Annotated in this window: 21 protein-coding genes and 1 other annotated feature; of the genes, 19 read left to right on the top strand and 2 right to left on the bottom strand. The window is 42.9% G+C overall.

From position 1 onward, the window contains the following. The first annotated feature begins 13 nt into the window (after positions 1–13). The 7 genes from leuD to yihA all read left to right on the top strand — a co-directional run bounded on the left by leuD (position 14) and on the right by yihA (position 9,655). Positions 14–613, top strand: a complete 600-nt coding sequence (gene leuD / locus C6Y03_RS16100; protein ID WP_060596899.1) for a 3-isopropylmalate dehydratase small subunit — start codon at positions 14–16, stop codon at positions 611–613. A gap of 125 nt (positions 614–738) precedes the next feature. Next, positions 739–1,746, top strand: a complete 1,008-nt coding sequence (gene ddcA, locus C6Y03_RS16095; RefSeq protein ID WP_066030586.1) for a DNA damage checkpoint antagonist DdcA — start codon at positions 739–741, stop codon at positions 1,744–1,746. A gap of 239 nt (positions 1,747–1,985) precedes the next feature. After that, positions 1,986–3,260, top strand: a complete 1,275-nt coding sequence (gene tig, locus C6Y03_RS16090; protein WP_034661695.1) for a trigger factor — start codon at positions 1,986–1,988, stop codon at positions 3,258–3,260. Positions 3,261–3,511: 251 nt separating this feature from the next. Beyond that, on the top strand, positions 3,512–4,777 hold the full coding sequence (clpX, locus tag C6Y03_RS16085) for an ATP-dependent protease ATP-binding subunit ClpX (RefSeq protein ID WP_012010785.1): 1,266 nt from the start codon (positions 3,512–3,514) through the stop codon (positions 4,775–4,777). Between the two features lie 136 nt (positions 4,778–4,913). Next, positions 4,914–6,575, top strand: a complete 1,662-nt coding sequence (gene lonB, locus C6Y03_RS16080) for an ATP-dependent protease LonB (RefSeq protein ID WP_012010784.1) — start codon at positions 4,914–4,916, stop codon at positions 6,573–6,575. Positions 6,576–6,746: 171 nt separating this feature from the next. Further along, a complete protein-coding gene (lon, locus tag C6Y03_RS16075) occupies positions 6,747–9,071 on the top strand; it encodes an endopeptidase La (RefSeq protein ID WP_106031228.1) in 2,325 nt (774 codons plus the stop codon). Next, positions 9,068–9,655 carry a ribosome biogenesis GTP-binding protein YihA/YsxC gene (yihA, locus tag C6Y03_RS16070; protein WP_034661689.1) on the top strand — a complete coding sequence of 196 codons (588 nt, stop codon included), beginning with the start codon at positions 9,068–9,070 and terminating at the stop codon, positions 9,653–9,655. The genes lon and yihA overlap by 4 nt, the downstream gene beginning before the upstream one ends. Before the next feature lie 45 nt (positions 9,656–9,700). Here the strand turns inward: yihA and C6Y03_RS16065 are convergent, their stop codons facing one another. After that, positions 9,701–10,186 carry a hypothetical protein gene (locus tag C6Y03_RS16065; RefSeq protein WP_060596895.1) on the bottom strand — a complete coding sequence of 162 codons (486 nt, stop codon included), beginning with the start codon at positions 10,184–10,186 and terminating at the stop codon, positions 9,701–9,703. 242 nt (positions 10,187–10,428) lie between these two features. Between C6Y03_RS16065 and hemA the strand changes: the two genes are divergently transcribed. The 8 genes from hemA (at position 10,429) to ysxE (ending at position 19,347) form a co-directional block, all read left to right on the top strand. Next, positions 10,429–11,796 (top strand): glutamyl-tRNA reductase, encoded by a 1,368-nt coding sequence (hemA, locus tag C6Y03_RS16060; RefSeq protein ID WP_012010780.1) that lies wholly within the window; start codon positions 10,429–10,431, stop codon positions 11,794–11,796. Between the two features lie 7 nt (positions 11,797–11,803). After that, positions 11,804–12,634, top strand: coding sequence for a cytochrome c biogenesis protein (locus tag C6Y03_RS16055; protein WP_034661681.1), 831 nt, complete (start codon positions 11,804–11,806; stop codon positions 12,632–12,634). 41 nt (positions 12,635–12,675) lie between these two features. Further along, complete coding sequence (gene hemC, locus C6Y03_RS16050) at positions 12,676–13,611, top strand: hydroxymethylbilane synthase (RefSeq protein WP_066030588.1); 936 nt, start codon at positions 12,676–12,678, stop codon at positions 13,609–13,611. Next, positions 13,608–14,399, top strand: coding sequence for a uroporphyrinogen-III synthase (locus tag C6Y03_RS16045; protein ID WP_106031230.1), 792 nt, complete (start codon positions 13,608–13,610; stop codon positions 14,397–14,399). The genes hemC and C6Y03_RS16045 overlap by 4 nt, the downstream gene beginning before the upstream one ends. Next, positions 14,396–15,367, top strand: a complete 972-nt coding sequence (hemB, locus tag C6Y03_RS16040; protein WP_034661673.1) for a porphobilinogen synthase — start codon at positions 14,396–14,398, stop codon at positions 15,365–15,367. Before C6Y03_RS16045 ends, hemB begins: the two co-directional genes overlap by 4 nt. Before the next feature lie 27 nt (positions 15,368–15,394). Beyond that, the gene (gene hemL, locus C6Y03_RS16035) at positions 15,395–16,687 is read left to right on the top strand and encodes a glutamate-1-semialdehyde 2,1-aminomutase (RefSeq protein ID WP_034661671.1); all 1,293 of its coding nucleotides are present in this window, start codon (positions 15,395–15,397) and stop codon (positions 16,685–16,687) included. Between the two features lie 133 nt (positions 16,688–16,820). Continuing rightward, complete coding sequence (locus tag C6Y03_RS16030; protein WP_106039618.1) at positions 16,821–18,278, top strand: LysM peptidoglycan-binding domain-containing protein; 1,458 nt, start codon at positions 16,821–16,823, stop codon at positions 18,276–18,278. Positions 18,279–18,315: 37 nt separating this feature from the next. Then, a complete protein-coding gene (gene ysxE, locus C6Y03_RS16025; protein ID WP_060596890.1) occupies positions 18,316–19,347 on the top strand; it encodes a spore coat protein YsxE in 1,032 nt (343 codons plus the stop codon). Between the two features lie 46 nt (positions 19,348–19,393). Here the strand turns inward: ysxE and C6Y03_RS16020 are convergent, their stop codons facing one another. Further along, complete coding sequence (locus tag C6Y03_RS16020) at positions 19,394–19,582, bottom strand: hypothetical protein (RefSeq protein ID WP_003216497.1); 189 nt, start codon at positions 19,580–19,582, stop codon at positions 19,394–19,396. A 168-nt stretch (positions 19,583–19,750) separates the two neighbouring features. Further along, positions 19,751–19,980, top strand: a binding site (T-box leader). A gap of 59 nt (positions 19,981–20,039) precedes the next feature. Here C6Y03_RS16020 and C6Y03_RS16015 point away from each other — a divergent pair. The 4 genes from C6Y03_RS16015 to C6Y03_RS16000 all read left to right on the top strand — a co-directional run bounded on the left by C6Y03_RS16015 (position 20,040) and on the right by C6Y03_RS16000 (position 26,107). Continuing rightward, complete coding sequence (locus tag C6Y03_RS16015; protein ID WP_106039617.1) at positions 20,040–22,682, top strand: valine--tRNA ligase; 2,643 nt, start codon at positions 20,040–20,042, stop codon at positions 22,680–22,682. Positions 22,683–22,747: 65 nt separating this feature from the next. Continuing rightward, complete coding sequence (locus C6Y03_RS16010) at positions 22,748–24,052, top strand: bifunctional folylpolyglutamate synthase/dihydrofolate synthase (RefSeq protein ID WP_106039616.1); 1,305 nt, start codon at positions 22,748–22,750, stop codon at positions 24,050–24,052. 147 nt (positions 24,053–24,199) lie between these two features. Beyond that, complete coding sequence (locus tag C6Y03_RS16005; protein ID WP_106039615.1) at positions 24,200–24,919, top strand: prepilin peptidase; 720 nt, start codon at positions 24,200–24,202, stop codon at positions 24,917–24,919. A gap of 168 nt (positions 24,920–25,087) precedes the next feature. Beyond that, positions 25,088–26,107 (top strand): SPOR domain-containing protein, encoded by a 1,020-nt coding sequence (locus tag C6Y03_RS16000; RefSeq protein ID WP_106039614.1) that lies wholly within the window; start codon positions 25,088–25,090, stop codon positions 26,105–26,107. Positions 26,108–26,265 lie beyond the last annotated feature (158 nt).

Here is a 26,265-nt window from a genome sequence, read left to right as displayed (position 1 = left end):
GGAGTTGTCATAGATGGAGCCTTTAGTCACACACAAAGGGAAAGCCGCTGTGCTTAACCGTATCAACGTAGATACAGATCAAATTATTCCGAAGCAATTTTTGAAAAGAATTGAACGAACAGGATATGGCCGGTTTGCCTTTTTCGACTGGCGGTATTTAGCCGATGGCAGCCCAAATCCTGATTTCGAGCTGAATCAGCCGATTTATGAAGGAGCATCCATTTTGATCGCAGGAGAAAACTTTGGCTGCGGATCATCAAGGGAACATGCCCCTTGGGCACTTGATGATTATGGTTTCAAAATTGTCATCGCACCATCATTCGCAGATATTTTTCACCAAAACTGCTTTAAAAATGGGATGCTTCCGATTCGTCTTGATTATGATGTGTGGAAAACATTCGCTGCGTCATATGAGAACAAAGGGTATGAGATGACGGTTGATCTGGAAAAACAGCAAATAGAAGATCATGAAGGGAATATCACTCCTTTTGATGTGGATCCTCACTGGAGAGAAATGCTCCTGAATGGCTATGATGAGATCTCATTAACTTTACTACTAGAAGATGACATTCAAGCATTTGAAGATAAGCGCAGCAGCTGGCTGCGTGCGTAAACAACAAGAAGCCGTCCGCCCGAGGTGTGACGGCTTCTTTTTTGCATGAAAACCTCTCGTTACTTGTGTTTACTAACCTTCGTTGGTAAACTGATAAAAAATATGCGCCCGAAAGGAACGTAAGCATGAAACATGACAAGAAGAAAGATAATGTCATTTTGTTTCCTGGTCTGAAAGAAAGACTGATTGAAAAAGGAATGGCAGCATTAAAAGATAAACAGTATCAAGAGGCGCTTCACTTGTTTTCAGAAGCGAAATCTTATGATGACGATGAAGAATCCGATATTCACCTCGGCATGGCGATTTGTTTTCTGGAGCTGGGCGAGCTGCAGGATGCAAAGCGTGTTTGTGAAAAGATGCTGCATGAGGGATATGGTCATTACTTCACCGTGCTTCAAGTGTATATGACGATTTTAATTCAGCTGAAAGAATATGAAGAAGTGAAGCAGACAATTGAGGCAGTACTTGAGGAAAACCACCTTCCAGCAGAAAGCGCGGAGCATTTTTACAAGCTGCTCGAATTTAGTAGAAAAATGATTGAATCGCCTGAACAGATTTTAGATGAAGATGAGGAGGACGCCGGCGAAATCAATATAGATGATATGCTTGAGCGGCCAGAAGAGCAGGTGCAGTTCATCCATTCGTTGAAAGACCGGAACATCACACCACACATGGGTCTATTAAATACGATCTTACAAAAGCCTGATGGAAACCCTTTAGTCAAATCATTAATCCTGCAGCTTCTGTCAGATCATGATGTGGCAAAGCCGGTTCATGTGACGAAATTCGGTGATTCTTTAACGCTTGTTCCTTCTGAGGCTGTTAAGCCAGAGCAGATGCCGCTACTTCAGCAAGTCCTTCGTAAGCTCGATGACACACTCGGCAATGAGAACCCAACCCTTTACCAAGGCGTGGAAGAGTTATGGCGCCGGCACTTATTTGTCCTTTATCCATTTCTTCCTAAATACACAGATCCGAATCTTTGGGCAGCAGCACTTCATAAAGTCGGCTATGAAATGCACGGGATTGAGATTGACCTCGAAGAATTGCATCTATTGTATGAATTTAATGAACGAGAGCTGAGAGAAGCTTGCACAATGCTGAAAGATATTGAAGAAATTTCTTATTTGTAATTTGTCGATTTAGTTGAAAGACGGACTTGTTATGTTATAATATAATGGTTGTATTTGTGCATATATCGTGCAGTTGTAGATTCCAACGGTTGAAAGACGATATGTATAATCAAGTCAAATGTTGTATACATAATACCGCTTCTTGAGCGGCGTGCGTGGTTTTTGATTGGACGAAGTCTTTATGATGCTTTAGAATGTAACAACGCACAATCTGAATAGATTTTTGGAGGGAAACACACATGTCAGTAAAATGGGAAAAACAAGAAGGTAACGAAGGCGTCCTAACTGTAGAAGTTGATGCTGAAACATTTAACAAAGCACTTGATGATGCGTTTAAGAAGGTTGTCAAGCAAGTATCGATCCCTGGATTCCGTAAAGGGAAAGTACCACGTGGTCTTTTCGAACAGCGTTTTGGTGTAGAATCTCTTTATCAAGATGCATTAGATATTCTTCTTCCAGTTGAATATCCAAAAGCAATCGACGAAGCTGGTATCGAGCCAGTTGACCGCCCTGAAATCGATGTTGAGAAAATCGAAAAAGGCGAAAGCTTAATCTTCACTGCAAAAGTAACAGTGAAGCCTGAAGTGAAACTTGGTGACTACAAAGGTCTTAACGTAGAAAAAGACGACGCTACTGTCACTGATGAAGATGTACAAGAAGAGTTAAAAGGCATGCAAAACCGTCAAGCTGAGCTTGTTGTCAAAGAAGAAGGCGCAATCGAAAACGGCGATACAGTTGTGCTTGATTTCGAAGGATTCGTTGATGGAGAAGCATTCGAAGGCGGAAAAGCTGAAAACTACTCTCTTGAAGTAGGTTCAGGTTCATTCATCCCTGGTTTCGAAGAGCAGTTAGTTGGTCTTGAAGCAGGCGCTGAAAAAGACGTAGAAGTCACTTTCCCAGAAGAATATCATGCTGAAGACCTTGCAGGTAAACCAGCTGTATTCAAAGTGAAAATTCACGAAATCAAAGCAAAAGAACTTCCAGCACTTGACGATGAGTTCGCGAAAGATGTTGATGAAGAAGTAGAAACTCTTGCTGAACTAACTGAAAAAACGAAGAAACGTCTTGAAGAAGCGAAAGAAAACGAAGCAGAAGGTAAACTTCGCGAAGAGCTAGTGGAGAAAGCTTCTGAAAATGCGGAAGTTGACATCCCACAAGCGATGGTTGACACAGAGCTAGACCGTATGATGAAAGAATTCGAACAACGCCTTCAAATGCAAGGAATGAACCTTGAGCTTTACTTCCAATTCTCAGGACAAGATGAAAATGCGCTGAAAGAGCAAATGAAAGAAGATGCTGCTAAACGCGTGAAATCTAACCTAACACTTGAAGCAATTGCTGCTGCAGAAAACTTACAAGTGTCTGATGAAGAAGTAGAAGAAGAACTTTCAAAAATGGCTGAAGCATACAACATGCCAATTGAAAATATCAAACAAGCGATCGGATCTACTGACGCAATGAAAGAAGATCTAAAAGTTCGCAAAGCAATTGATTTTCTTGTAGAAAACCGTTAATATGGTGCATAATAATAAAACAGGGCGCGAGTGACTCGTGCCTTGTTTTGTACAATTTTTGACTTATCATCGCTTCTTTTGGAAACGATAGTGTAAGTCGCATCTTTCTGTTATACATATCTCAATGTGCAGTGTTAGAAACACATCATTACCGTCTTTTAGGAAAGTATGGTAAAATGCATACATACTGGACCCAGAAAGGTAGCTGACTGTTAGCTACAGGCAAGTGAAGAAGAATAAGGGGTGAAAGAATGTTTAAATTCAACGAGGAAAAAGGTCAATTAAAATGCTCGTTTTGCGGAAAAACGCAAGATCAAGTGCGTAAACTGGTCGCAGGACCTGGCGTATATATATGTGATGAATGTATCGAGCTTTGCACGGAAATAGTTGAAGAAGAGCTCGGCACTGAGGAAGAAGTTGAATTCAAGGATGTTCCGAAGCCTCATGAAATTCGGGAGATTCTTGATGAATATGTCATCGGACAAGAAAATGCGAAGAAATCCTTAGCTGTAGCGGTGTATAACCACTACAAACGGATCAATTCCAACAGCAAGATTGATGATGTTGAGCTTTCAAAAAGTAATATCTCTATGATTGGGCCAACAGGAAGCGGTAAAACTTTACTTGCTCAAACGCTTGCTCGTATTTTAAATGTGCCATTTGCGATTGCAGATGCAACATCATTAACTGAAGCAGGTTATGTTGGTGAAGACGTAGAGAATATTTTACTAAAGCTGATCCAAGCAGCCGATTATGATGTAGAAAAAGCGGAAAAAGGCATTATCTACATCGATGAAATCGATAAAGTAGCAAGAAAATCAGAAAACCCTTCTATCACTCGTGATGTATCTGGGGAAGGTGTTCAGCAAGCACTATTGAAAATTCTTGAAGGAACTGTCGCTAGTGTACCGCCTCAAGGTGGACGTAAGCATCCTCATCAAGAATTCATTCAAATCGATACAACAAATATCCTCTTTATTTGTGGTGGAGCCTTTGACGGCATTGAGCAAATCATCAAACGCCGCCTAGGTCAAAAAGTCATTGGATTCGGTGCGGAAAATAAAATCGAAGATCTTGAAAAAGAAGTCCTTCTATCAAAAGTACTCCCAGAAGACTTGCTTCGCTTCGGTTTAATCCCGGAATTCATCGGTCGTCTACCGGTTATTGCAAGCCTAGAGCCGTTAGATGAAAAAGCACTTGTAGAGATCTTGACGAAGCCTAAGAATGCGCTCGTTAAGCAGTATACAAAAATGCTTGAGCTTGATGATGTAGAGCTTGAGTTTGAAGAAGATGCTCTTAGCGAAATTGCGAAAAAAGCAATTGAGCGTAAAACAGGAGCTCGTGGTCTACGTTCAATCATTGAAGGCATCATGCTTGATGTGATGTTTGACCTTCCATCACGTGATGATATTGAAAAATGTGTGATCACTGGTGCAACGGTTGCCGATGGCGAGTCGCCGCGTCTTGTGTTAAAGGACGGCACAGTCGTCAATAAAGATACGAAAACATCTGCATAAGGGTAGTCTCACTCCTGAATCTTTTTGATTCAGGAGTTTTTTATTTATCGTGGAAGTTGTGTTTATTCCGTCCAGCTCTAGGAAATACTAGCAGACAGAAACCAATACATACGATAGATGAAGGAGGGAGCACCGATTGAGCTGGACAGGAATCGTATTATTCATACAGCTGTTCTTTGGTATCGTCATCGGGCTGTACTTTTGGAACTTACTGCGAAATCAGCGCACACAAAAGGTGACGATAGACAAAGAGTCAAAGAAAGAAATGGAAGCACTCAGAAAGATGCGGTCAATCAAGCTGAGTGAACCTTTATCAGAGAGAGTCCGGCCAAAGGGGTTTCAAGATATTGTAGGGCAGGAAGACGGCATTCGTGCACTAAAAGCGGCACTATGCGGGCCGAATCCTCAGCATGTCATCGTCTACGGACCACCGGGAGTCGGTAAAACAGCCGCTGCCCGTCTTGTGATGGAAGAAGCGAAGCGTCACGCTGATTCACCGTTTAAGAAAGATGCGGTCTTTGTAGAGCTCGATGCCACAACCGCGAGATTCGATGAACGAGGCATCGCAGACCCGCTCATTGGTTCCGTGCATGACCCGATTTACCAAGGGGCTGGAGCAATGGGACAGGCAGGCATTCCGCAGCCAAAACAAGGAGCCGTCACACATGCTCATGGCGGGGTTCTGTTTATCGATGAAATTGGCGAGCTGCATCCGATCCAAATGAACAAAATGCTCAAAGTGCTTGAAGATCGGAAAGTCTTTTTAGACAGTGCCTACTACAGTGAAGAAAATACCCAAATCCCAAATCACATTCATGATATTTTCCAAAATGGGCTTCCGGCCGATTTTCGATTGATTGGTGCCACGACAAGAACGCCTGACGAAATTCCACCAGCGATCCGGTCAAGGTGTCTGGAAATTTTCTTTAAGGACCTTGACCAGCATGAACTGAAAATCGTCGCTGCCAAGGCTGTCCAAAAAATTCAAAAGGAATTAAGTGATGAAGGGCTGAACCTTTTAACATCCTATGTGAAAAATGGACGTGAAGCGGTCAACATGGTGCAGATTGCCGCTGGTATGGCTGTCACGGAAAACCGAAAAGACATCACGATCGAAGATGTAGAATGGGTCATTCATTCAAGCCAGCTGACACCAAGATATGAACAAAAAGTACCAGAAAAGCCAAAAGTGGGGGTAGTCAATGGACTGGCCGTTTATGGACCAAACAGCGGCGCCCTGCTTGAGATTGAAGTGAATATCTGTAAGGCGCTTGAAAAAGGCAGTATCAACATTACAGGCATTGCAGAAGAAGAAAGCATTGGCAATCAGTCGAAATCCATTAGACGAAAAAGTATGGCCAAAGGGTCAGTTGAAAATGTATTAACGGTGCTTCGAAATTTAGGCATTCGGACAAATGAATATGACATCCATATTAATTTTCCAGGCGGTGCCCCTATTGATGGACCGTCTGCTGGGATTGCCATGGCGACCGCGATCTTCTCAGCCATACATCAAATCCCGATCGATCATCTGACAGCCATGACGGGTGAAATCGGATTGCAGGGTCAGGTGAAGCCGATCGGCGGTGTGATACCGAAGATTAAGGCAGCGAAACAAGCTGGTGCCACAACCGTCATTATTCCTTATGACAACCAGCAGTCGATCTTAAAAGAGATTGAAGGGGTCACCATTGTGCCTGTGAAGCACTTCCAAGAAGTGCTGGATCAGTGTTTGGTCAACCCGCCAGACGAGAAGAAAGATGGACTAGAAGACGAAATGAAAAGAAAATCTGTTTAATCCCCATCACATATGGGGATTTTTTAGTGAAATAGATCTTTTTTTCTTTTTCATGATAAAAAGAAAGGGTATACTACGGTAAGATCAACATTTCTCAAGTCTTTTACATTGTACAAGACTGAAACAGGTATATTATAATGATTCATACTAGTGACGGAGGTGTCAATCAACATGGCAGATGAAATCAAAAAGAATGTTCCGCTCCTTCCATTGCGAGGTTTACTTGTTTATCCAACAATGGTCTTGCATTTGGACGTTGGACGCGAGAAGTCTGTTCAAGCATTAGAACAGGCGATGATGAACGATCATATGATTTTTCTAGCAACACAGCGGGAAATTTCAATAGATGAACCAGGTGAAGAGGAAATTTTCAAAGTCGGCACCTACACAAAAATTAAACAAATGCTGAAGCTGCCAAATGGAACGATTCGTGTACTCGTTGAAGGCTTAAATCGAGCGCAGATCGAATCATACGTAGAGCTGGAGGACTATACGTCCGTCGACATAAAAGAAATGGCAGAAGAAGAATTAAAGGACGCAGAAGCAGAAGCACTCATGCGCACATTGTTAGATCACTTTGATCAATACATAAAAATTTCAAAAAAAATCTCAGCTGAAACATATGCAACAGTGACGGATATTGAGGAACCAGGGAGAATGGCAGATATCGTCGCTTCTCACCTGCCGCTCAAATTAAAGGACAAACAAGAAGTACTGGAAACAGTGGATGTCAAAAAACGGCTGAATCGGGTCATCAGCTTAATACACAATGAAAAAGAAGTACTGGAGATTGAAAAGAAAATCGGGCAACGCGTGAAACGTTCAATGGAACGTACGCAAAAAGAATATTATTTGCGTGAACAAATGAAAGCCATTCAAAAGGAGCTTGGAGACAAGGAAGGGAAAACTGGCGAAGTCAGTTCTTTAATGTCTAAAATCGAAGAGTCGAGCATGCCGGATTCTGTTCGTGAAACAGCGCTCAAAGAATTGAACCGTTATGAAAAAATTCCTTCAAGCTCTGCTGAGAGCTCTGTGATTCGAAATTATATTGATTGGCTGATCAATCTTCCATGGGGCATCTATACAGAAGATCGTCTAGATTTAAAGCTTGCAAGTGAAATTTTAGATGATGAGCATCACGGGCTGGAAAAGGTCAAAGAACGGGTGCTTGAATATCTTGCTGTACAGAAGCTGACCAATTCATTAAAAGGACCGATTCTTTGCTTAGCAGGACCTCCTGGGGTAGGGAAAACGTCACTTGCCAAATCCATTGCCAAATCACTTGACCGAAAGTTTATCCGGATCTCCCTTGGCGGTGTGCGCGATGAGTCTGAGATTCGTGGACATAGAAGAACGTATGTAGGTGCGATGCCAGGCCGTATCATTCGCGGAATGAGCAAGGCAGGAACGATGAATCCGGTGTTCCTTTTAGATGAAATCGATAAGATGTCCTCTGATTTTAGAGGTGATCCATCTTCAGCGATGCTCGAAGTCTTAGACCCAGAGCAAAATCATAACTTTAGCGATCACTATATTGAAGAAACATTTGATTTGTCTCAGGTGCTATTTATTGCCACTGCCAACAATTTAGCAACCATTCCAGGTCCACTTCGTGATAGAATGGAGATTATCACGATTGCAGGGTATACAGAGGTTGAAAAAGCAGAAATTGTGAAAGATCACCTTCTGCCGAAGCAGCTAAAGGAGCACGGATTAAAGAAAGGGAACTTGCAGCTTCGTGAAGCAGCGATTTATGATACCATTCGCTATTACACAAGAGAAGCGGGTGTTCGTGGATTAGAGCGTCAGCTTGCGGCGATTTGCCGAAAAGCGGCAAGAGCGATTGTGGCTGAAGACCGCAAACGCATCACGGTGACGGAAAAGAATTTATCTGAATTTCTCGGAAAAAGACTTTACCGTTATGGCCAGGCTGAAACGACAGACCAAGTGGGGGTTGTCACAGGACTTGCGTATACCACTGTTGGCGGAGACACCTTGTCGATTGAGGTATCACTCTCACCGGGTAAAGGCAAGCTCTTGTTAACAGGGAAGCTTGGTGATGTCATGAGAGAATCTGCACAGGCGGCATTCAGTTATATTCGTTCGAAAGCAGATGAACTGAACATTGATCCTAATTTTAATGAAAAGCATGATATTCATATCCATGTTCCAGAGGGTGCGGTTCCAAAGGACGGGCCATCAGCTGGTATCACCATTGCGACGGCTCTTGTATCAGCCCTCACAGGTCGACCTGTGTCAAAAGAGGTTGGTATGACAGGAGAGATTACGTTAAGAGGAAGAGTGCTTCCAATTGGCGGACTAAAAGAAAAAGCATTAGGCGCACATCGCGCAGGACTGAAAACCATTATTCTTCCAAAGGACAATGAGAAGGATATTGATGATATTCCTGAAAGTGTGAGAGAAGGACTAACCTTTATTCCGGTCTCACATTTAGATGAGGTGCTTGAGAAAGCGTTGGTAGGAGAGGGAAGATGAAAGTAACAAAATCAGATATCGTCATTAGTGCGGTAAAACCAGAGCAGTACCCGAGCGGGGGACTGCCTGAAATCGCTCTTGCTGGACGATCAAATGTTGGGAAGTCCTCGTTCATCAACTCATTGATTAATCGTAAAAATTTAGCGCGTACGTCTTCTAAACCAGGTAAGACTCAAACGCTTAATTTCTACATCATCAATGATATGCTCCATTTTGTGGACGTTCCAGGCTACGGCTTTGCTAAAGTATCAAAGACAGAGCGCGAAGCCTGGGGTAGAATGATCGAAACGTATATTACAATGCGTGAAGAATTAAAAGCAGTCGTCCAAATTGTGGACCTGCGTCATAAGCCATCAGTAGATGATGTGAACATGTATGAATTCCTGAAATATTACGGAGTTCCCGTGATCGTCATCGCAACAAAGGCGGACAAAATTCCAAAAGGCAAATGGGAAAAACATGCGAAAGTCGTCAAACAGACACTCGACATTGACCCATCAGACGAACTAGTCCTGTTCTCTTCTGAAACGAAAAAGGGAAAAGACGAAGCCTGGAATGCCATCCTTGCGAAGATTAACAGCTAAAAGAAAAGGCATCTGTCATGGACAGATGCCTTTTTATTGTATAAGTTATTTCCTTTTTAAAAATAATAAGAGGAGACTGACAGCAATCAGTACATAAGGCCAGTACAATTCAAAACCGGAAGTAGGGATCGAAAGGGAACTTAGCTGTTTTGTAATTTGCTGAAAGAAATAAAGGAACAGACCGAGTGCAATGAGAACAACACTTTCAATACGATATTCTTTTTTCTGAGATGATTTCATAAAGAGTGCAAGTCCAACGATGAATACGATCATCGTAAATGTGTCTGGCCAGTGGTCTAATTTTGGTTGAAGAATAAAGTGTAGCGAAAGGCCCGTCATAAGCATACCGATAAACACATGAGCGCTTTCTTGCTCCTTCTTTCCTTGATATAAGAAAGCGAGGCCAAAAAGCAGTATGAGTGTATACCATTTCTCTTGATCCTTCCAAATGTCAAATTGACCTCCTGAGAGAATGGCATATAGCGCTACAGCCAGCAAAGTGAGCGGCAGCAAAATGGATTTTTTCTTCAAAGATGTCACCTTCTTTTAAGCAGATCATTTGTCCGCACGCGCCAAATCTGGTAAATTGCTTGAAGTGATGATATGGCATAATTAGTGTCGAACATTTTTCTACTATATCACAACATTTTTGAAATCTGTTCACAATTTTCATCCAGTTAAAAATGAATATATGTTATAATCATTATAAATAATAAATTCTATATTGTAATTATTATAAATTAGACAGGGCGTTGGGGGTGCAAGCTGAAGTTATGCATATTCTTGTTGTGGGTTTAGATTATAAAACAGCCCCTGTTGAGATACGGGAACAGCTGAGCTTTGAACCGAGCGAGCTCGGAACAGCGATGTCCAAGCTTAAAGAAGAAAAAAGCATTCTAGAGAATATCGTCATCTCAACATGTAATCGAACAGAGATCTACGCAGTGGTAGATCAGCTTCATACTGGACGGTTTTATATAAAAAGATTTTTAGCCGATTGGTTCGGTTTAGAAAAAGAAGATGTCTCTCCTTATTTGAAGTTCTATGAAAATGATGGAGCGGTTGAGCATTTATTCCGTGTGGCCTGTGGACTTGATTCCATGGTGATTGGCGAAACACAAATACTTGGTCAAGTGCGCTCTAGCTTTAAAGTAGCTCAAGAGGAGAAGACCATTGGTACCGTTTTCAATTATTTATTTAAACAGGCGGTCACCGTTGCAAAACGCTCTCATGCGGAAACAGACATTGCGTCTAATGCCGTGTCTGTCAGCTATGCAGCTGTCGAGCTTGCGAAAAAAATCTTTGGACGTCTTTCTGATAAACATGTCCTGATTCTTGGTGCGGGTAAAATGGGCGAACTAGCGGCTCAAAACCTTCAAGGTCAAGGGATTGGTCAAGTAACGGTCATCAATCGAACGTATGAGAAAGCAAAAGAATTGGCGGGTCGTTTTTCAGGAGAGCCTAAAAGCTTAAACCAATTGGAAAAAACATTATCCGAAGCGGACATTTTAATTAGCTCCACTGGTGCGAAACAATTTGTCATTACAAAGGAAATGGTCGAAAGTGCGAATAAAAAGCGGAAGGGCAGACCTCTATTTATGGTGGATATTGCTGTGCCCCGTGATTTAGATCCAGCCATTTCTGAAGTAGAAGGTGCTTTTTTGTATGACATTGATGACCTTGAGGGCATCGTGGCAGCCAACTTAAAAGAGCGCCGTGCGGTGGCTGAGCAGGTTGAGCTCCTCATTGAAGCAGAAATTGTGGAATTTAAGCAATGGCTGAATACGCTTGGTGTGGTTCCTGTCATTTCTGCACTTAGAGAAAAGGCGCTGACGATTCAAGCGGATACGATGCAGAGTATTGAACGAAAGCTTCCGAACCTCACACACCGTGAAATGAAGCTATTAAATAAACATACGAAAAGCATTATTAATCAAATGCTGAAAGATCCTATCTTAAAGGCAAAAGAAATTGCCGCGGAGCCGAATGCAGAGGAAAAACTTTTACTCTTCAAAGAAATCTTTGATTTACAGGTTGAAGATGAAGAGCAAAAGGTGGAGCCTGTACAGGTGGAGCAAGGGTCATTTCAGCTGTTCAAACCAAATATGGCACAAGGCTTTGCTACAGTTGCCAGTGAGTGATTAAGCGATGATGGAATCCATTGTAGCGAGACTAGGCGAAGCGACGACCTTGATCTATGCACTAAGTGTCTTGTTCTATTTCATAGATTTTCTTCAACACAACCGGAAGGCTGGAAAAATGGCTTTCTGGTTGCTTTCTATTGTCTGGCTGCTGCAAACAGTCTACATGTTCTATATTATGATGGAAACAGACCGATTCCCTGTGTTGAATGTAGCAGAGGGTTTATATTTTTATACGTGGGTGCTTGTGACACTTTCACTTGTTCTCACAAAAGTATTGCGTGTTGAATTTATTGTCTTTTTTACAAATGTCATCGGTTTTTCCATGATGGCGATTCACACCTTTACACCATCTGATCTCCACTCAGCAGAACTAACGGGGAAGCTGACGAGTGAACTGCTTGTGATTCATATTACGATGGCGATTTTATCATACGGTGCTTTTTCACTTTCATTTGCTTTCTCCCTTCTCTATCTCTTTCAATATCGTTTGCTGAAAAAGAAAAAATGGGGAAAATGGCTTCTGAGAATTGAAGATTTATCGAAGCTTGATCATATGGCGTACGTATTAAACATTATTGGTGTGCCAATGCTCTTGCTTAGTTTGATTCTTGGCATCATTTGGGCATATATTTCGTATGATACGTTGTACTGGACAGATGCAAAGGTGCTTGGTTCGTTTATTATGCTGTTTTTATACGGCTTTTACTTATATATCAGATTGGTGAGAAATATGCAGGGCAAAATCGTGGCACTGTGGAATGTTGGTTCATTCATTGTGCTGATGATCAATTATTTTCTGCTTGGTAGCTTATCAACCTTTCATTGGTTTCAATAAATAATGATGAGTCTAAAGGGCATTGTCGGGAGGAAGACGTATTGCGTACAATTAAAGTAGGTTCTAGAAGAAGTAAGCTTGCAATTACACAAACAAAATGGGTTATTCAAAAGCTGTCTGAACTAAACCCTTCTTATTCTTTTGAAATAAAAGAGATTGTGACAAAGGGTGATCAAATTTTAGATGTGACCTTATCAAAGGTTGGCGGAAAAGGACTGTTTGTCAAAGAAATTGAACAGGCGATGCTGAATCATGACATCGATATGGCGGTTCACAGTATGAAGGATATGCCGGCTGCTCTTCCTGAAGGTTTAGTCATTGGCTGTATTCCTGAGCGTGAAGATGTAAGGGACGCTCTTATTTCGAAGGATCATCTGCGTCTTCATGAACTGCCGAAGGGTGCTATTGTGGGAACAAGCAGCTTACGGCGCAGTGCCCAGCTTCTTCAGGAAAGACCAGATCTTGAAATTAAATGGATTCGAGGAAACATTGATACAAGATTGGAAAAGCTGAAAAATGAAGAATATGATGCCATTATTCTAGCGGCTGCTGGGCTGTCCAGAATGGGATGGAGCAAAGAGGTTGTGTCGGAATTTTTATCTCCTGAGACTTGCCTGCCCGCCGTTGGCCAAGGCGCTTTGTCGATTGAGTGCCGCGGGGATGATGAAGAGCTATTGCAGCTCCTCGCTCAATTTACGAATGAATATACGAAGAAAACGGTTCTCGCTGAAAGAGCTTTCCTCAAACAAATGGATGGCAGCTGTCAGGTGCCGATCGCTGGCTATGCAACGATGAATGAGCGTGATGAAATTGAACTGACGGGTCTTGTGGCATCAGCTGACGGACACACGATTATTCGAGAAACTGTATCAGGCACTGACCCTGAGGCAATTGGGACAGCATGTGCGAAGCAGATGGCTGATAAGGGAGCAAAAGATTTAATCGACAAGGTGAAAAAGGATCTGTCCTCCCAATGACCATAGGCAAATCGCTTCACGGACAGACGGTGCTTGTCACTCGAAATGAACGTCAAGCGGGTGTGTTTCAGCAAAAGATTGAAGAGCTGAACGGCCATGCTGTTTTAACCTCTCTTATTAGGTTTGAGCCTATGCTCACAAAAGAAAAAGCGCAGGCCTTTTTAAAGGACTTAGAAAATAGCCAATGGCTTGTTTTCACGAGTGTGAATGGTGCGTCTTTTTTTCTGAGCTACATAAAGGACCATCATTTACATAAGAGTTTATCGCATTTGAAAGTGGCTGCTGTAGGTGAGAAAACCTCTGCCTATCTTGAGCAGCACGGCTTGAAGGTGGATGTGGTACCAGAACGATTCATAGCGGAAGAGCTCGCAGATGCGTTACTTGACCATGTGCGTCCGGGAGAGCGTGTGTTTGTAGCAAAAGGACACCTGTCTCGAGATGTCGTGAAGAAAACCCTCATTCCGCTTGGCATAGAAGTAAAGGAATGGATTTTATATGAAACCGTCAAGGATGAGGAAGGTATTGCCGCTCTCAAAACGGCGATGACGAAGCAATCATTTGATTTTATTACATTTACGAGCTCATCCACTGTCCATTCATTTATGCATGCCATGGAGGCAGATGCAGCGAAGCTGGCTGCTTCTGGCACCTGTTTTGTGACGATCGGTCCTCTGACAAAAGAGGCACTGCTTCAATACGGGATTTCTTCTGAAACCCCAGATACTTATACGGTAGACGGAATGCTTGAATTGATGTGCCGTTTATCTGAAAGGAAGTTGAACCAATGATGAAATTTAACAGACACCGCAGACTGCGGACAAGCGCAGGAATGAGAGAATTAGTCAGAGAAACCTTTTTAAGACCATCTGATTTCATTTATCCGATCTTTTTTGTAGAGGGAGAAAATGTCCGAAAAGAAGTCCCTTCAATGCCGGGTGTTTATCACATTTCAGTGGACCTTGTAAAAGAAGAAGTCCAAGAACTTGTCGACCTAGGTATCAAATCAATTATTGTATTTGGTGTTCCAGATCATAAAGACCATGTGGGCAGTGAGGCGTATCACGACCATGGCATTGTTCAAAGAGCGACGCTTGAGATCAAAAAGCATTTCCCAGAACTTGTGGTCATTGCAGACACTTGCTTATGCCAATATACAGATCATGGACATTGCGGCATCGTTGAAGATGGTGAAATTTTAAATGATGAATCTCTTCAGCTTTTAGCGAAAACAGCTGTTAGCCAAGCGCGCGCAGGTGCAGATATCATTGCTCCTTCCAATATGATGGATGGATTTGTTGTGGCCATTCGTGAGGCACTTGATGAAGCTGGTTTTATTCATGTACCTGTCATGTCATATGCTGTGAAATATGCAAGTGCTTTTTACGGCCCGTTTCGTGACGCGGCGCATAGCACACCGCAGTTTGGAGATCGTAAAACATACCAAATGGACCCTGCAAACCGTTTAGAGGCACTCAGAGAAGCGCAGTCTGATGTAGAAGAGGGGGCTGATTTCCTCATTGTCAAACCATCCCTTTCTTATTTAGATATTATGCGTGATGTCAAAAATGAATTTACACTCCCTGTTGTTGCTTACAATGTGAGCGGAGAATATGCAATGGTCAAAGCCGCTGCTCAAAATGGCTGGATTTCTGAAAAAGAGCTTGTTCTTGAAATGCTGACAAGCATGAAACGTGCAGGAGCAGAGCTCATCATTACGTATCATGCAAAAGATGCAGCCAAATGGCTCTCAGAATAAAGAACGGATAGACAGGAGGACGTTGAAATGGGACGTAGCTATGAAAAATCAAAGCAAGCATTTGAAGAAGCGCAGCATTTAATGCCTGGTGGTGTCAACAGCCCTGTGCGTGCATTTAAATCAGTTAACACAGACCCGATTTTTATGGAACGAGGCAAAGGCGCCAAGATATATGATATTGATGGAAATGAATACATCGATTATGTCTTATCATGGGGACCGCTAATTTTAGGGCATACGAATGACCGTGTGGTTGAAAGCATTCAACGAGTTGCGGAACAGGGGACAAGCTTTGGTGCTTCCACGTTAGTTGAAAATGAATTAGCTAAGCTTGTATCAGAGCGAGTTCCTTCCATCGAAGTCATTCGTATGGTCAGCTCTGGTACAGAGGCGACCATGAGTGCACTTCGTCTAGCTCGCGGCTTTACAGGCAGAAATAAAATTGTGAAATTTGAAGGCTGCTATCATGGCCACGGCGATTCTTTGCTCATTAAAGCGGGTTCAGGTGTCGCAACGCTAGGGCTTCCAGATAGCCCAGGTGTACCTGAAGGGACTGCAAGCAACACGATCACAGTGCCGTACAATGATTTAGAGAGCATTCAAGTTGCTTTTCAGGAGTTTGGAGACGATATTGCAGGTGTCATTGTCGAGCCGGTTGCAGGAAATATGGGGGTTGTTCCTCCGCAAGAAGGTTTCTTACAAGGGCTGAGAGACATCACGGAGCAATACGGAGCTTTACTCATTTTTGATGAGGTCATGACTGGCTTCCGTGTGGATTATCACTGCGCGCAAGGCTATTTTGGCATCACACCTGATCTGACGTGCCTTGGTAAAGTGATCGGAGGCGGTCTCCCGGTCGGTGCTTATGGCGGAAGAGCGGATATCATGAGACAAATTGCACCAAGCGGTCCAATTTATCAAGCAGGAACGTTATCTGGTAACCCTCTTGCGATGACAGCAGGCTTAGAAACCTTAAAACAGCTGACACCTGAGTCTTATGAAGAGTTTAGACGAAAAGGAGACCGGCTGGAAGAAGGCATTTCAAAAGCGGCGAAAGTACACGGAATTCCATTAACGTTTAACCGTGCGGGTTCGATGATTGGATTCTTCTTTACAAATGAAGAAGTGGTCAATTATGACAAAGCAAAAACCGCTGATCTCGCTTTATTCGCTGAATTTTACAAGGAAATGGCGGATCGCGGCATCTTCCTTCCTCCTTCTCAATTCGAAGGACTGTTCCTGTCAACAGCTCATACAGATGAAGACATCGAATATACGATTGAGACAGTGGAAAAGGTATTTCAAAAACTGCGTCGATAAACGAAAGCCGGTATGGGGACATATCGGCTTTTTTGTGTTGCTGAAAACCAATCATATTTTCACTGCCTCTCACATACATCTGTATTGACATCTAATTTTATTTTGAAGGATTAGATGAAAGGAGGACACCGACTTGTCTCAAAACAATCGATTACAGTTTTCGGTAGAAGAATCCATTTATTTCAAAAGCGGACAGGAAGTCAGTGAGCTGCTGTCAATTTCTCTCGATCCTGACATTCTCGTTCAAGAAGTGAATGATTATGTTTCGATTAGAGGTTCACTCGAGCTAACAGGAGAATACAAGATAAATCAAGAGGAGCTATTGGGTGAATTGAGTTCCTATGCATCATATAGGGAAGCTGATGAGGTGAAGGTAAGAGAAGACGGAACGGCGGAGCTTCTGCATCAATTCCCGGTTGATATCACCATCCCTAAGAATAAAATCAGTCATTTAAATGATGTGTTTGTGTTTATTGATGCGTTTGATTACCAGCTGACAGAAAATCGTTTGCTCACCATTCAAGCTGATCTGGCGATTGAGGGTCTATTAGACGAGAAAATGCCTCAAGCGCCTGTAGTGGAGCCGTATGAATTTGTCCATCGTCCTCAAGAAGAATATGGCGATGTGACCTACAATTATCAGCTGCAGCCAGAGCATGAGGAACAAGAAGAGCTGCAAGGCAATGAACGTGAGGTCTATGAGGAACAGGCTGTATTACAGCATGATACACGCGCCGAGCAAGAAGAACAGGAAGAAGAACGGGAAGAAGAAATTGAGATAGAGCTGGTGAGTAGGGAAGAAGAGGGAGAAACCGAAGAACTGGAAGAATCGGAAGAACTGGAGGAAACGGAGAGCCAAGAATATGAGGAACAGGCTGTATTACAGCATGACACACGCGCCGAGCAAGAAGAACAGCAAGAAGAACAGGAAGAAGAAATTGAGATAGAGCTGGTGAGTAGGGAAGAAGAGGGAGAAACCGAAGAACCGGAAGAATCGGAAGAACTGGAGGAAACGGAGAGCCAAGAAGAAGTGGCGCTTGATTATCGCTCCTTACCTGAAGCTCAGGTGCAAGAACCACCATTTTTTGAACCGCCTAAGCTCTTAGAAGAAGAGAAGCGGGAAGATACGTTCTTTGAGGTGGAAGTGAGAAAAGATCCGGAAGCAGCCGAAGAGCTGGAAGAAACGGTTCAGCCGTATCCAATATTTGAATCACCCACTTACCACGTAGAAGAGGAGCAAGAGGAACAGGAACAGGATGATACGAACCAGCTCGGACGGTTATATGAACGAGAAGCACCAAAAGTATATGAGTCAGCTCAAGAAGAAGAGGAGCCTGAATATGACGAGAGAGAAACGTCTGGCAGTGAGAACTCTCTTTATTTAACAAAGCTATTTGCTAAGCAGGAGGAGGAAGATTTTTCTCGCATGAAAATATGTATAGTTCAGCAAGAAGATACGGTCGATCTTATTTGTGAGCGATATCAGTTGAATGTGCAGCAGCTCCTTCGCACAAACTCATTATCGGTTGATGCGGAGCTTGAAGAAGGGCAGATTCTTTATATTCCTGAATATCAAAAAAGCAATGCATAACAAGCGATGACCGACCGAGAAAATGTGGTGAGTGAACGTGGATGAAATCCAATCTATCCTATACGAATACGGGCTTGAGGCGGAATACATTGAACCTGTCAGTCCTGCTGTTGTCAAAGTATATACAAAGCAGGGCATATTTGCCCTAAAGCGAGTAAAAGCCAATCGACATATGCAGTTTACAGAGCAAATGCTTGAACTAGAATCAAAGGGCTATCGCTCTTTTGTGCCGATTTATCGGACGAAGAGCGGTTCTTTTTTCTCAAGTCATCGAGAAAGCCAGTACGCATACTATCTCATGCCGTGGCTGACGAATGAAAAGAGAGAAGAGCAGGACGATAAACATGAATATTTATTTCAAGAGATTGCAAGACTTCATAAGCGGACTGAAGTGATGATGGATATCACAGAGCAAGAGATAGAAGCGCACTACACACAAATCAAGACCAAATGGGAAACAGAGAAAGACATGTATGAACGATTCATAGAGCGGGCAGAGCAGACTTGGTATATGTCACCATTTGAGCTGGCTGCTGCGATGTATTTTTCAGAGGCGATGTCTGCCAGCGAATTTGCGCTTGAACGATTAGAAGATTGGCATGAAGAAATGAAAGATCAAGAGACAACACGTGTTGTGTTAAATCATGGGCAGCTGTCGATTCATCACTTTTTGTATAATGATGTGGGCACAGGACATTTCACCAATTTTGAGCGGTCTAAAAAAGCCGCCCCCATTTATGACCTTCTAACCTTTTACTTTCGGACATTCAAAACCTATCCTACGTCTTGTCCTGAATGCACTTCCTTGTTTTATACGTACCAAAAAGGAAATCCTCTTCGGGAGGAAGAGCTGCATTTGTTTCTTAGTTACCTTGCTTATCCGCAAGGTCTGTTTGATACAGTAAAAGCCTATGAAGCAGGCGGGCAGGATGAAATGGAGAGCTGTCAGCGGCTGTTAAGAGCGTATTGGCAGATGAAAAATTCAGAGCCGATCGTCATGAAGATTCATGAGATTGAGCAGGCTAGACGGCTTGAAGAAGAACAAAGTGCCTCGTCATCAGCGGAATGACGAGGTTGTTTTGTGTTCATATTGACCGGTACATAAGCGCGAGAGTTTAAAACCAATCAAGGTGAAAGGCGCAGGCGAGAAAAATCAGAATACCTAGGATGAGGACGTCAAATGTCGTGGGGAAAATGATCGTACGAAACCCTTGAAATATCGCAATCGGGAGAACGACTTGGGAGGCCACTGCCCGAATTTGTCTCAGCCAGGGGGGAAGTGTGTAAGGATTGATCTTCTTCAAAGCAAACGCCCTCCTTCTTCATTTTGTTATTATCATATGGGTAATAGGGCAAAGGGTGCCTGCCCAATTTGTATAAAGAAGAAGAAAAGCGGAAAAGATGATTGACGAAAACAAAAGGCATTTAGTAATATAAATAAAAGATGAGTATGTGCTGATGAACGTGATATATCGTAAGCGTGGATCAGGAAGAGTACGAGCAAGACCCTAAAGAGAGGGAGACCATGAGCTGAAAGGTTTCCTAGGATGTACTTGTTTGGAAGGTCGCCTGTGAGCTTAATTTCTTGAATGAACAAGTAGAGAAATTCGGGAGAACCCCGTTATCCTTTAGAGTGTATGGGACACGTCTATGTGTTCCATGAAAAAAGGTGGTACCGCGAAAAAGCTTTTTCGTCCTTTTATAAGGATGGAAAGGCTTTTTTTATGTTTCATCAGCCGAAAAAATGTGGAGGTTACACAAATGGGAACAAATAATCAAGAAATGCCAACAAAGTACGATCCAAATGCGATTGAAAAAGACCGCTATACGTACTGGCTTGAAGGGAAATTCTTCGAAGCACAAAATGACAAAACGAAAGATCCATATACAGTCGTCATTCCTCCACCAAACGTGACAGGAAAACTGCACCTTGGGCATGCATGGGATTCTACACTTCAAGATATTGTGACGCGTATGAAACGGATGCAGGGCTATGATGTTCTATGGCTTCCAGGAATGGACCATGCCGGTATTGCGACCCAAGCAAAGGTAGAGGCAAAGCTTCGCGAAGAAGGCGTGAGCCGTTATGACCTTGGCCGGGAGAAATTTGTGGAAGAAACGTGGAAATGGAAAGAAGAATATGCGGACTTTATTCGCAGCCAGTGGGCGAAAATGGGACTTGGTCTTGATTATTCACGTGAACGTTTTACATTAGATGAAGGTCTGAATAAAGCGGTACGCCAAGTGTTTGTCCAATTGTATGAAAAAGGACTTATCTATCGCGGAGAGTACATCATTAACTGGGATCCAGCGACGAAAACGGCACTTTCTGATATTGAAGTCATTTATAAAGATGTTCAAGGTGCGTTTTATCACTTGAGATACCCGCTTTCAGATGGCACGGGTTCAATTGAAATTGCGACGACAAGACCTGAAACCATGCTTGGGGATACAGCCGTTGCCGTGCACCCTGATGACGAACGCTATCAGCATTTGATTGGAAAAACAGTGGTCTTACCAATTACAGGCCGAGAGATTCCAATCGTTGGTGATGACTATGTCGATATGGAGTTTGGTTCAGGAGCTGTGAAAATTACACCTGCCCATGACCCGAATGACTTTGAGCTTGGAAACCGCCATGAGCTAGAGCGTATTCTTGTCATGAATGAAGATGGCACAATGAATGCAAATGCATTGCAATACAAAGGAATGGACCGCTTCGAATGCCGTAAACAGCTTGTGAAAGATTTACAAGAAGAGGGTATTTTGTTCAAAATTGAGGACCACATGCATTCAGTTGGTCATAGTGAGCGAAGCGGAGCTGTCGTTGAGCCTTATTTATCTACTCAATGGTTTGTAAAAATGCAGCCGCTGGCAGACGAAGCCATCAACCTTCAAAATGGGGACGACCAAGTTCAATTTGTTCCAGACCGCTTTGAAAAGACGTATTTACACTGGATGGAAAATATCCGTGACTGGTGTATTTCTCGTCAGCTATGGTGGGGACACCGCATTCCGGCTTGGTATCATAAAGAAACGAAAGAAGTATATGTTGGACTGGAAGCGCCAGAAGATCTGGAGAACTGGGAACAGGATAACGATGTGCTTGATACATGGTTTAGTTCAGCGCTTTGGCCTTTCTCTACAATGGGCTGGCCGGATGCAGACAGTGAAGACTTCAAGCGCTACTATCCAACAAACCTGCTGGTCACAGGCTATGACATCATTTTCTTCTGGGTCTCTCGCATGATCTTCCAAGGCCTTGAATTTACAGGGGAAAAACCGTTCAAAGACGTTCTGATTCATGGGCTCATCCGCGACGAACAAGGACGTAAAATGAGTAAGTCGCTCGGCAACGGAATTGATCCAATGGAGGTCATTGATCAATACGGTGCAGATTCATTAAGATATTTCTTAGCGACTGGAAGCTCACCAGGTCAGGATCTTCGCTTTAGCTTTGAAAAGGTTGAATCCACTTGGAACTTTGCGAACAAAATTTGGAACGCATCGCGTTTTGCTTTAATGAACATGGATGGCTTAACGTATGATGAACTTGATTTGACTGGAGAAAAATCAGTCGCTGACCAATGGATTTTAACCCGCTTAAATGAAACGATTGAAAGTGTCACACAGCTAGCTGACAAGTATGAATTCGGTGAAGTGGGCAGACATTTATACAACTTCATTTGGGATGATTTCTGTGATTGGTACATTGAGATGGCGAAGCTTCCACTTTATGGTGAAGATGAAGCAGCGAAAAAAACGACTCGTTCGATCCTTGCGTACGTATTAGATCAAACGATGAGACTTCTTCATCCGTTTATGCCGTTCTTAACAGAAGAAATCTGGCAGCATCTTCCGCATGAAGGTGAGTCCATTACTGTAGCAGCTTGGCCTGAGGTGAAGCCGGAGCTTTCAAATGATCAAGCTTCTGCTGATATGAAACTGCTTGTTGAACTCATTCGCTCTGTTCGTAACATTCGCAGTGAAGTAAACACACCAATGAGCAAACAAGTCGAACTTTACATCAAAGCATCCACATCTGATGTACAAGAACGTTTAGAGAAGAATCGTTCATATATTGAGCGCTTTACGAACCCAAGTGTACTTGAAATTGGCACAGATGTCCCAGCTAGTGATAAAGCGATGACGGCTGTTATTTCTGGAGCAGAGCTCATTCTGCCGCTTGAAGGCTTAATTAACTTAGATGAGGAAATTGCTCGTCTGCAAAAAGAGCTTGATAAGCTGACAAAAGAAGTAGAACGCGTCCAGAAAAAGCTTGGCAACGAAGGCTTTATGAAAAAAGCACCTGAAAGTGTCGTAGAAGAAGAGCGTGCGAAAGAACGTGACTATGTCGCAAAACGCGAAGCTGTTCAAAAGCGGATTGAAGAGCTGAAAGCATAAGGTTGAAAAGACGGCTCCTAACAAAATGGAGTCGTCTTTTTTGAAAATTTCGGATGAAATGAGAGATGACATTGTTTACAACCTATCATGAAGCCATTGAGTGGATTCACAGTAGACTTGCCTTTGGTGTAAAACCAGGTCTTGAAAGAATGAAGTGGCTGATGAACAGACTAGGCCATCCGGAACAACGCATAAAAGCGGTGCATGTTGCAGGTACAAATGGAAAAGGTTCAACCATTGCGTTTACTCGTTCCGTTTTACAGGCTGCAGGCTATTCGGTCGGAACCTTCACCTCTCCGTTTATTTTAACGTTCAATGAACGAATCAGCGTGAACGGAGCGCCTATACAGGATGAAGAATGGCTGAGTTTGGTGAATAAGGTCAAGCCTTTTGTTGATGAATTAGATCAAACAGAGCTTGGAGCAGCAACAGAATTTGAAATCATTACCGCATGTGCATTTGCTTATTTTGCCGATGTGCACCAAGTAGACTTTGTCCTATTAGAGACAGGGCTTGGTGGAAGACTTGATTCAACAAATGTTGCCGTACCTATTTTAACAGCGATTACGTCAATTGGTCATGATCATATGGCAATTTTAGGTGACAAACTTGAACAGATTGCATCTGAAAAAGCGGGCATTATCAAAGAGGGTATCCCGATGATCACTGCTGTTCATCAACCGGAAGCACTTGCGGTCATTCAAAACATCGCAAAAGAAAAGAATGCGGAATGCATCTCATTACAGGATACTTGTACCTTCGGTGAGCAGCAGCCAACAGAAACAGGCGAACGGTTTACGTTACACACATCAAAAAGGCAGTATCCGCAGCTTGAAACAGGGTTGATCGGAACGCATCAACGGCAAAATGCTTCTCTTGCCGTTCTACTCATTGAATGGCTGGAGCAAGAAGGCTATATCAGCGTGACAGAAGAGCAGATGTATGAAGGCATTCGGCAGGCAGTGTGGGCTGGAAGATTTGAAAAGGTCAAAGATCATCCACCAGTTTATTTAGACGGCGCTCATAATGAAGAGGGAATCGACCGTTTAATTGAAACCGTACAAGCCCATTTTTCTAGTAAACAAGTGCATGTCTGTTTTAGTGCTTTAAAGGATAAGCCGTACAAGCAAATGATTCAAAAGCTTGAAGCTGTTAGTTCATCTATTCATTTTGTTTCGTTTGACTTTCCAAGAGCTGAATCAGCTGAGAAACTTTATGCGTGCAGTCAGTTAGAGGCAAAATCATATGATGATGACCCTCGTGCAGCGCTTGAATGGATTCAGAAAAAGAGTGATGATCCTTCAGCGGTGATCCTTGTGACAGGCTCTCTTTATTTTATTTCAGATATACGAAATCGTATGATCGGGTAACGAAAAGACGCAAATGGCTTTGATGCCTCCTGCGTCTTTTTCTTTTTATATGTAGTAAAGGGGGAAAATCATATTTTCACTAGATGCTTTAGTGGATAGGGTCATGGTAAAATCCGGTCTATCTTATTCCCGGAAGGAGCACCATATATGATTGAGATTTTTCTGTTTATTGCAGGCATCACGATGGGTTCGTTCTTTCATCTCGTTGGCGAAAGGCTGCCGGTGAAGCGGTCTATTCTCTTCCCTCGCTCTCACTGCATAGCCTGTAAACAGCCGCTTTCTCTATACGAGATGGTCCCGATAGTTTCGTATGCTTTCTTGAGGGGGGCCTGTAAACATTGCGGCACTCGGTTGTCTAGGTTATATCCAATGGTTGAGCTGCTGTCAGGCGGTCTTTTTTTGTTCATTTATAGAATCGCTGGTTTTTCGTTTGAAGGTCTTTTCCTTGTGATTCTTTGTAGTTTATTCGTGATTGCTGTCGTGAGTGATCTTCTCTATATGAGGGTGCCGAACGAGCTGTTTCTCTTCTTTTTCCCTCTTTTCGTCATATACCGCACGCTGGAACCGCTTCTTATCTACTGGGAAGGAGCGGCTTCCCTGATTTTTTGCATTCTTTTGTTTTCTAGTCTAGATTATTTTAAGCCAAATAGCATGGGCGGAGCTGATATGAAGCTGTTCAGTTTGCTTGCGTTTTGCTTTGGCTTCAAGCCGTTCCTCCTCATGCTTTTTCTCTCATGTATCGCTGGAATGGTCTATGCGAAGGTCTTTTCCTTTCAATTAGACGAGCCATTCCCCTTTGTTCCTGCGATCGCTTTTTCTTTTTGGCTGTATCTCTTTGAGGCTCATGTCTTGTTTCTATTTGACTAGTCGAAGGGATGAAAAAATTGGCGAACACTTTTTTGCCCTGCCGACAAAAGTCTTGTTCTTTTTTTTTACTGCTATGTTAAAGTGTGAAACAGAAAGAAGGACGGGTTAAATTCGCGCTGATTCATTGGACAGAAAGGTCTTTCTTACAAACATGTCAGAAAGCGGGGAATGACAGTGAAAAAGAGGCAGGCAAAAAAACAAGGGCTCAAGGTCAATATTAATGGCAAGGAAGAAATGCTGCATGAAGATGATCATCAGCCGCCAAAACAGCAAGAAGATCAAGTGACGTTTTCGAATTGGGAGGAAAAGAGGCAGTCGGAACAGGAGACAGCGGCTTCTCAGGAAGATTCGTCTAAACCGAAAGAAGAAGATTTCCAGTGGGATGATGCAGCTGATCATATTTATCATTCTGATCCAAAGGTCGTCACGCCTTATCAAAAGAAAAAAGGCTCCTTTGATCAGAAGTTTGGTAAAAACCGCGGTCCCTTCAAGAGAGTAATGACAACGATTGTGTTTGCGGTGGTTCTTGGGACAGGCCTTGGGGTGTTTGCGCTTAGTTTAAGTCAAGATGGTACACCAAGTCCATCAGGTGGAGATATCAGTGTCTCAGCATCTGGATCTGGAAATCAATCATCGATGAAAGCCGGCGGGGATGCGCCGAAAGCAGGTACTACGGATGAATCAAAAGAGAACAACGATGAAAAAAGTGCCTCTGGCAGTTTGTCAACCTTTGTTGTACAGGCTGGGAAATTTTCCTCTGAAAAAGGAGCAGATGACTTAGTTGGAAGCTTAAAAGATGCAGGATATGCGGGGAAAAAGGTCTCGATGGATGATGGATATTATGTCATTGCTGGGCTTGCGACAGAGCAGGGAATGACAAGCGCTGTAGGGAAGAAGCTGATCGATCAGCACTTTGAGGCGTGGGGAGGAAAGGAGCTCTCATTTCAAGTACCGGATGAGCTGACTAGTTTAATAGAAAAGGCATCTGTATTATCCTCTAAAGTGATTGCCGGCGATGAAGTGGATCAAAAGGAAGTCACGCAGCTGGTTTCTGAGCTTGAAAGTGCCAAAACAGCGGACGCATCGGCTAAAAGCAGTTTGCTAAAAGCTGTGCAGCTATTAAATGACCCAACTGCTGAAAACGGCTGGAAATCTCAGCAGGCACTGCTTGATCAATTAAATACGTAAAATCATTTTTTAAGAAACGAAACTAGTCAAAAAATGACTAGTTTTTTTCTTTTACATCCAACATAATGATGAAGGTACATGAAAAATGAATTTTCGTAGATTGTCGGTAAGATGTACATTTGCTAGGATGAATGGGTATCTTACTTCTTAGGCTAAAC

Origin of the sequence: Bacillus sp. LNXM65, from assembly GCF_002998575.1 — a bacterium.
In the GTDB taxonomy this organism is placed as follows: domain Bacteria; phylum Bacillota; class Bacilli; order Bacillales; family Bacillaceae; genus Bacillus.
Note: the sequence above shows the minus strand (reverse complement) of the source record. Positions and strands in the feature narration are given on the sequence as shown.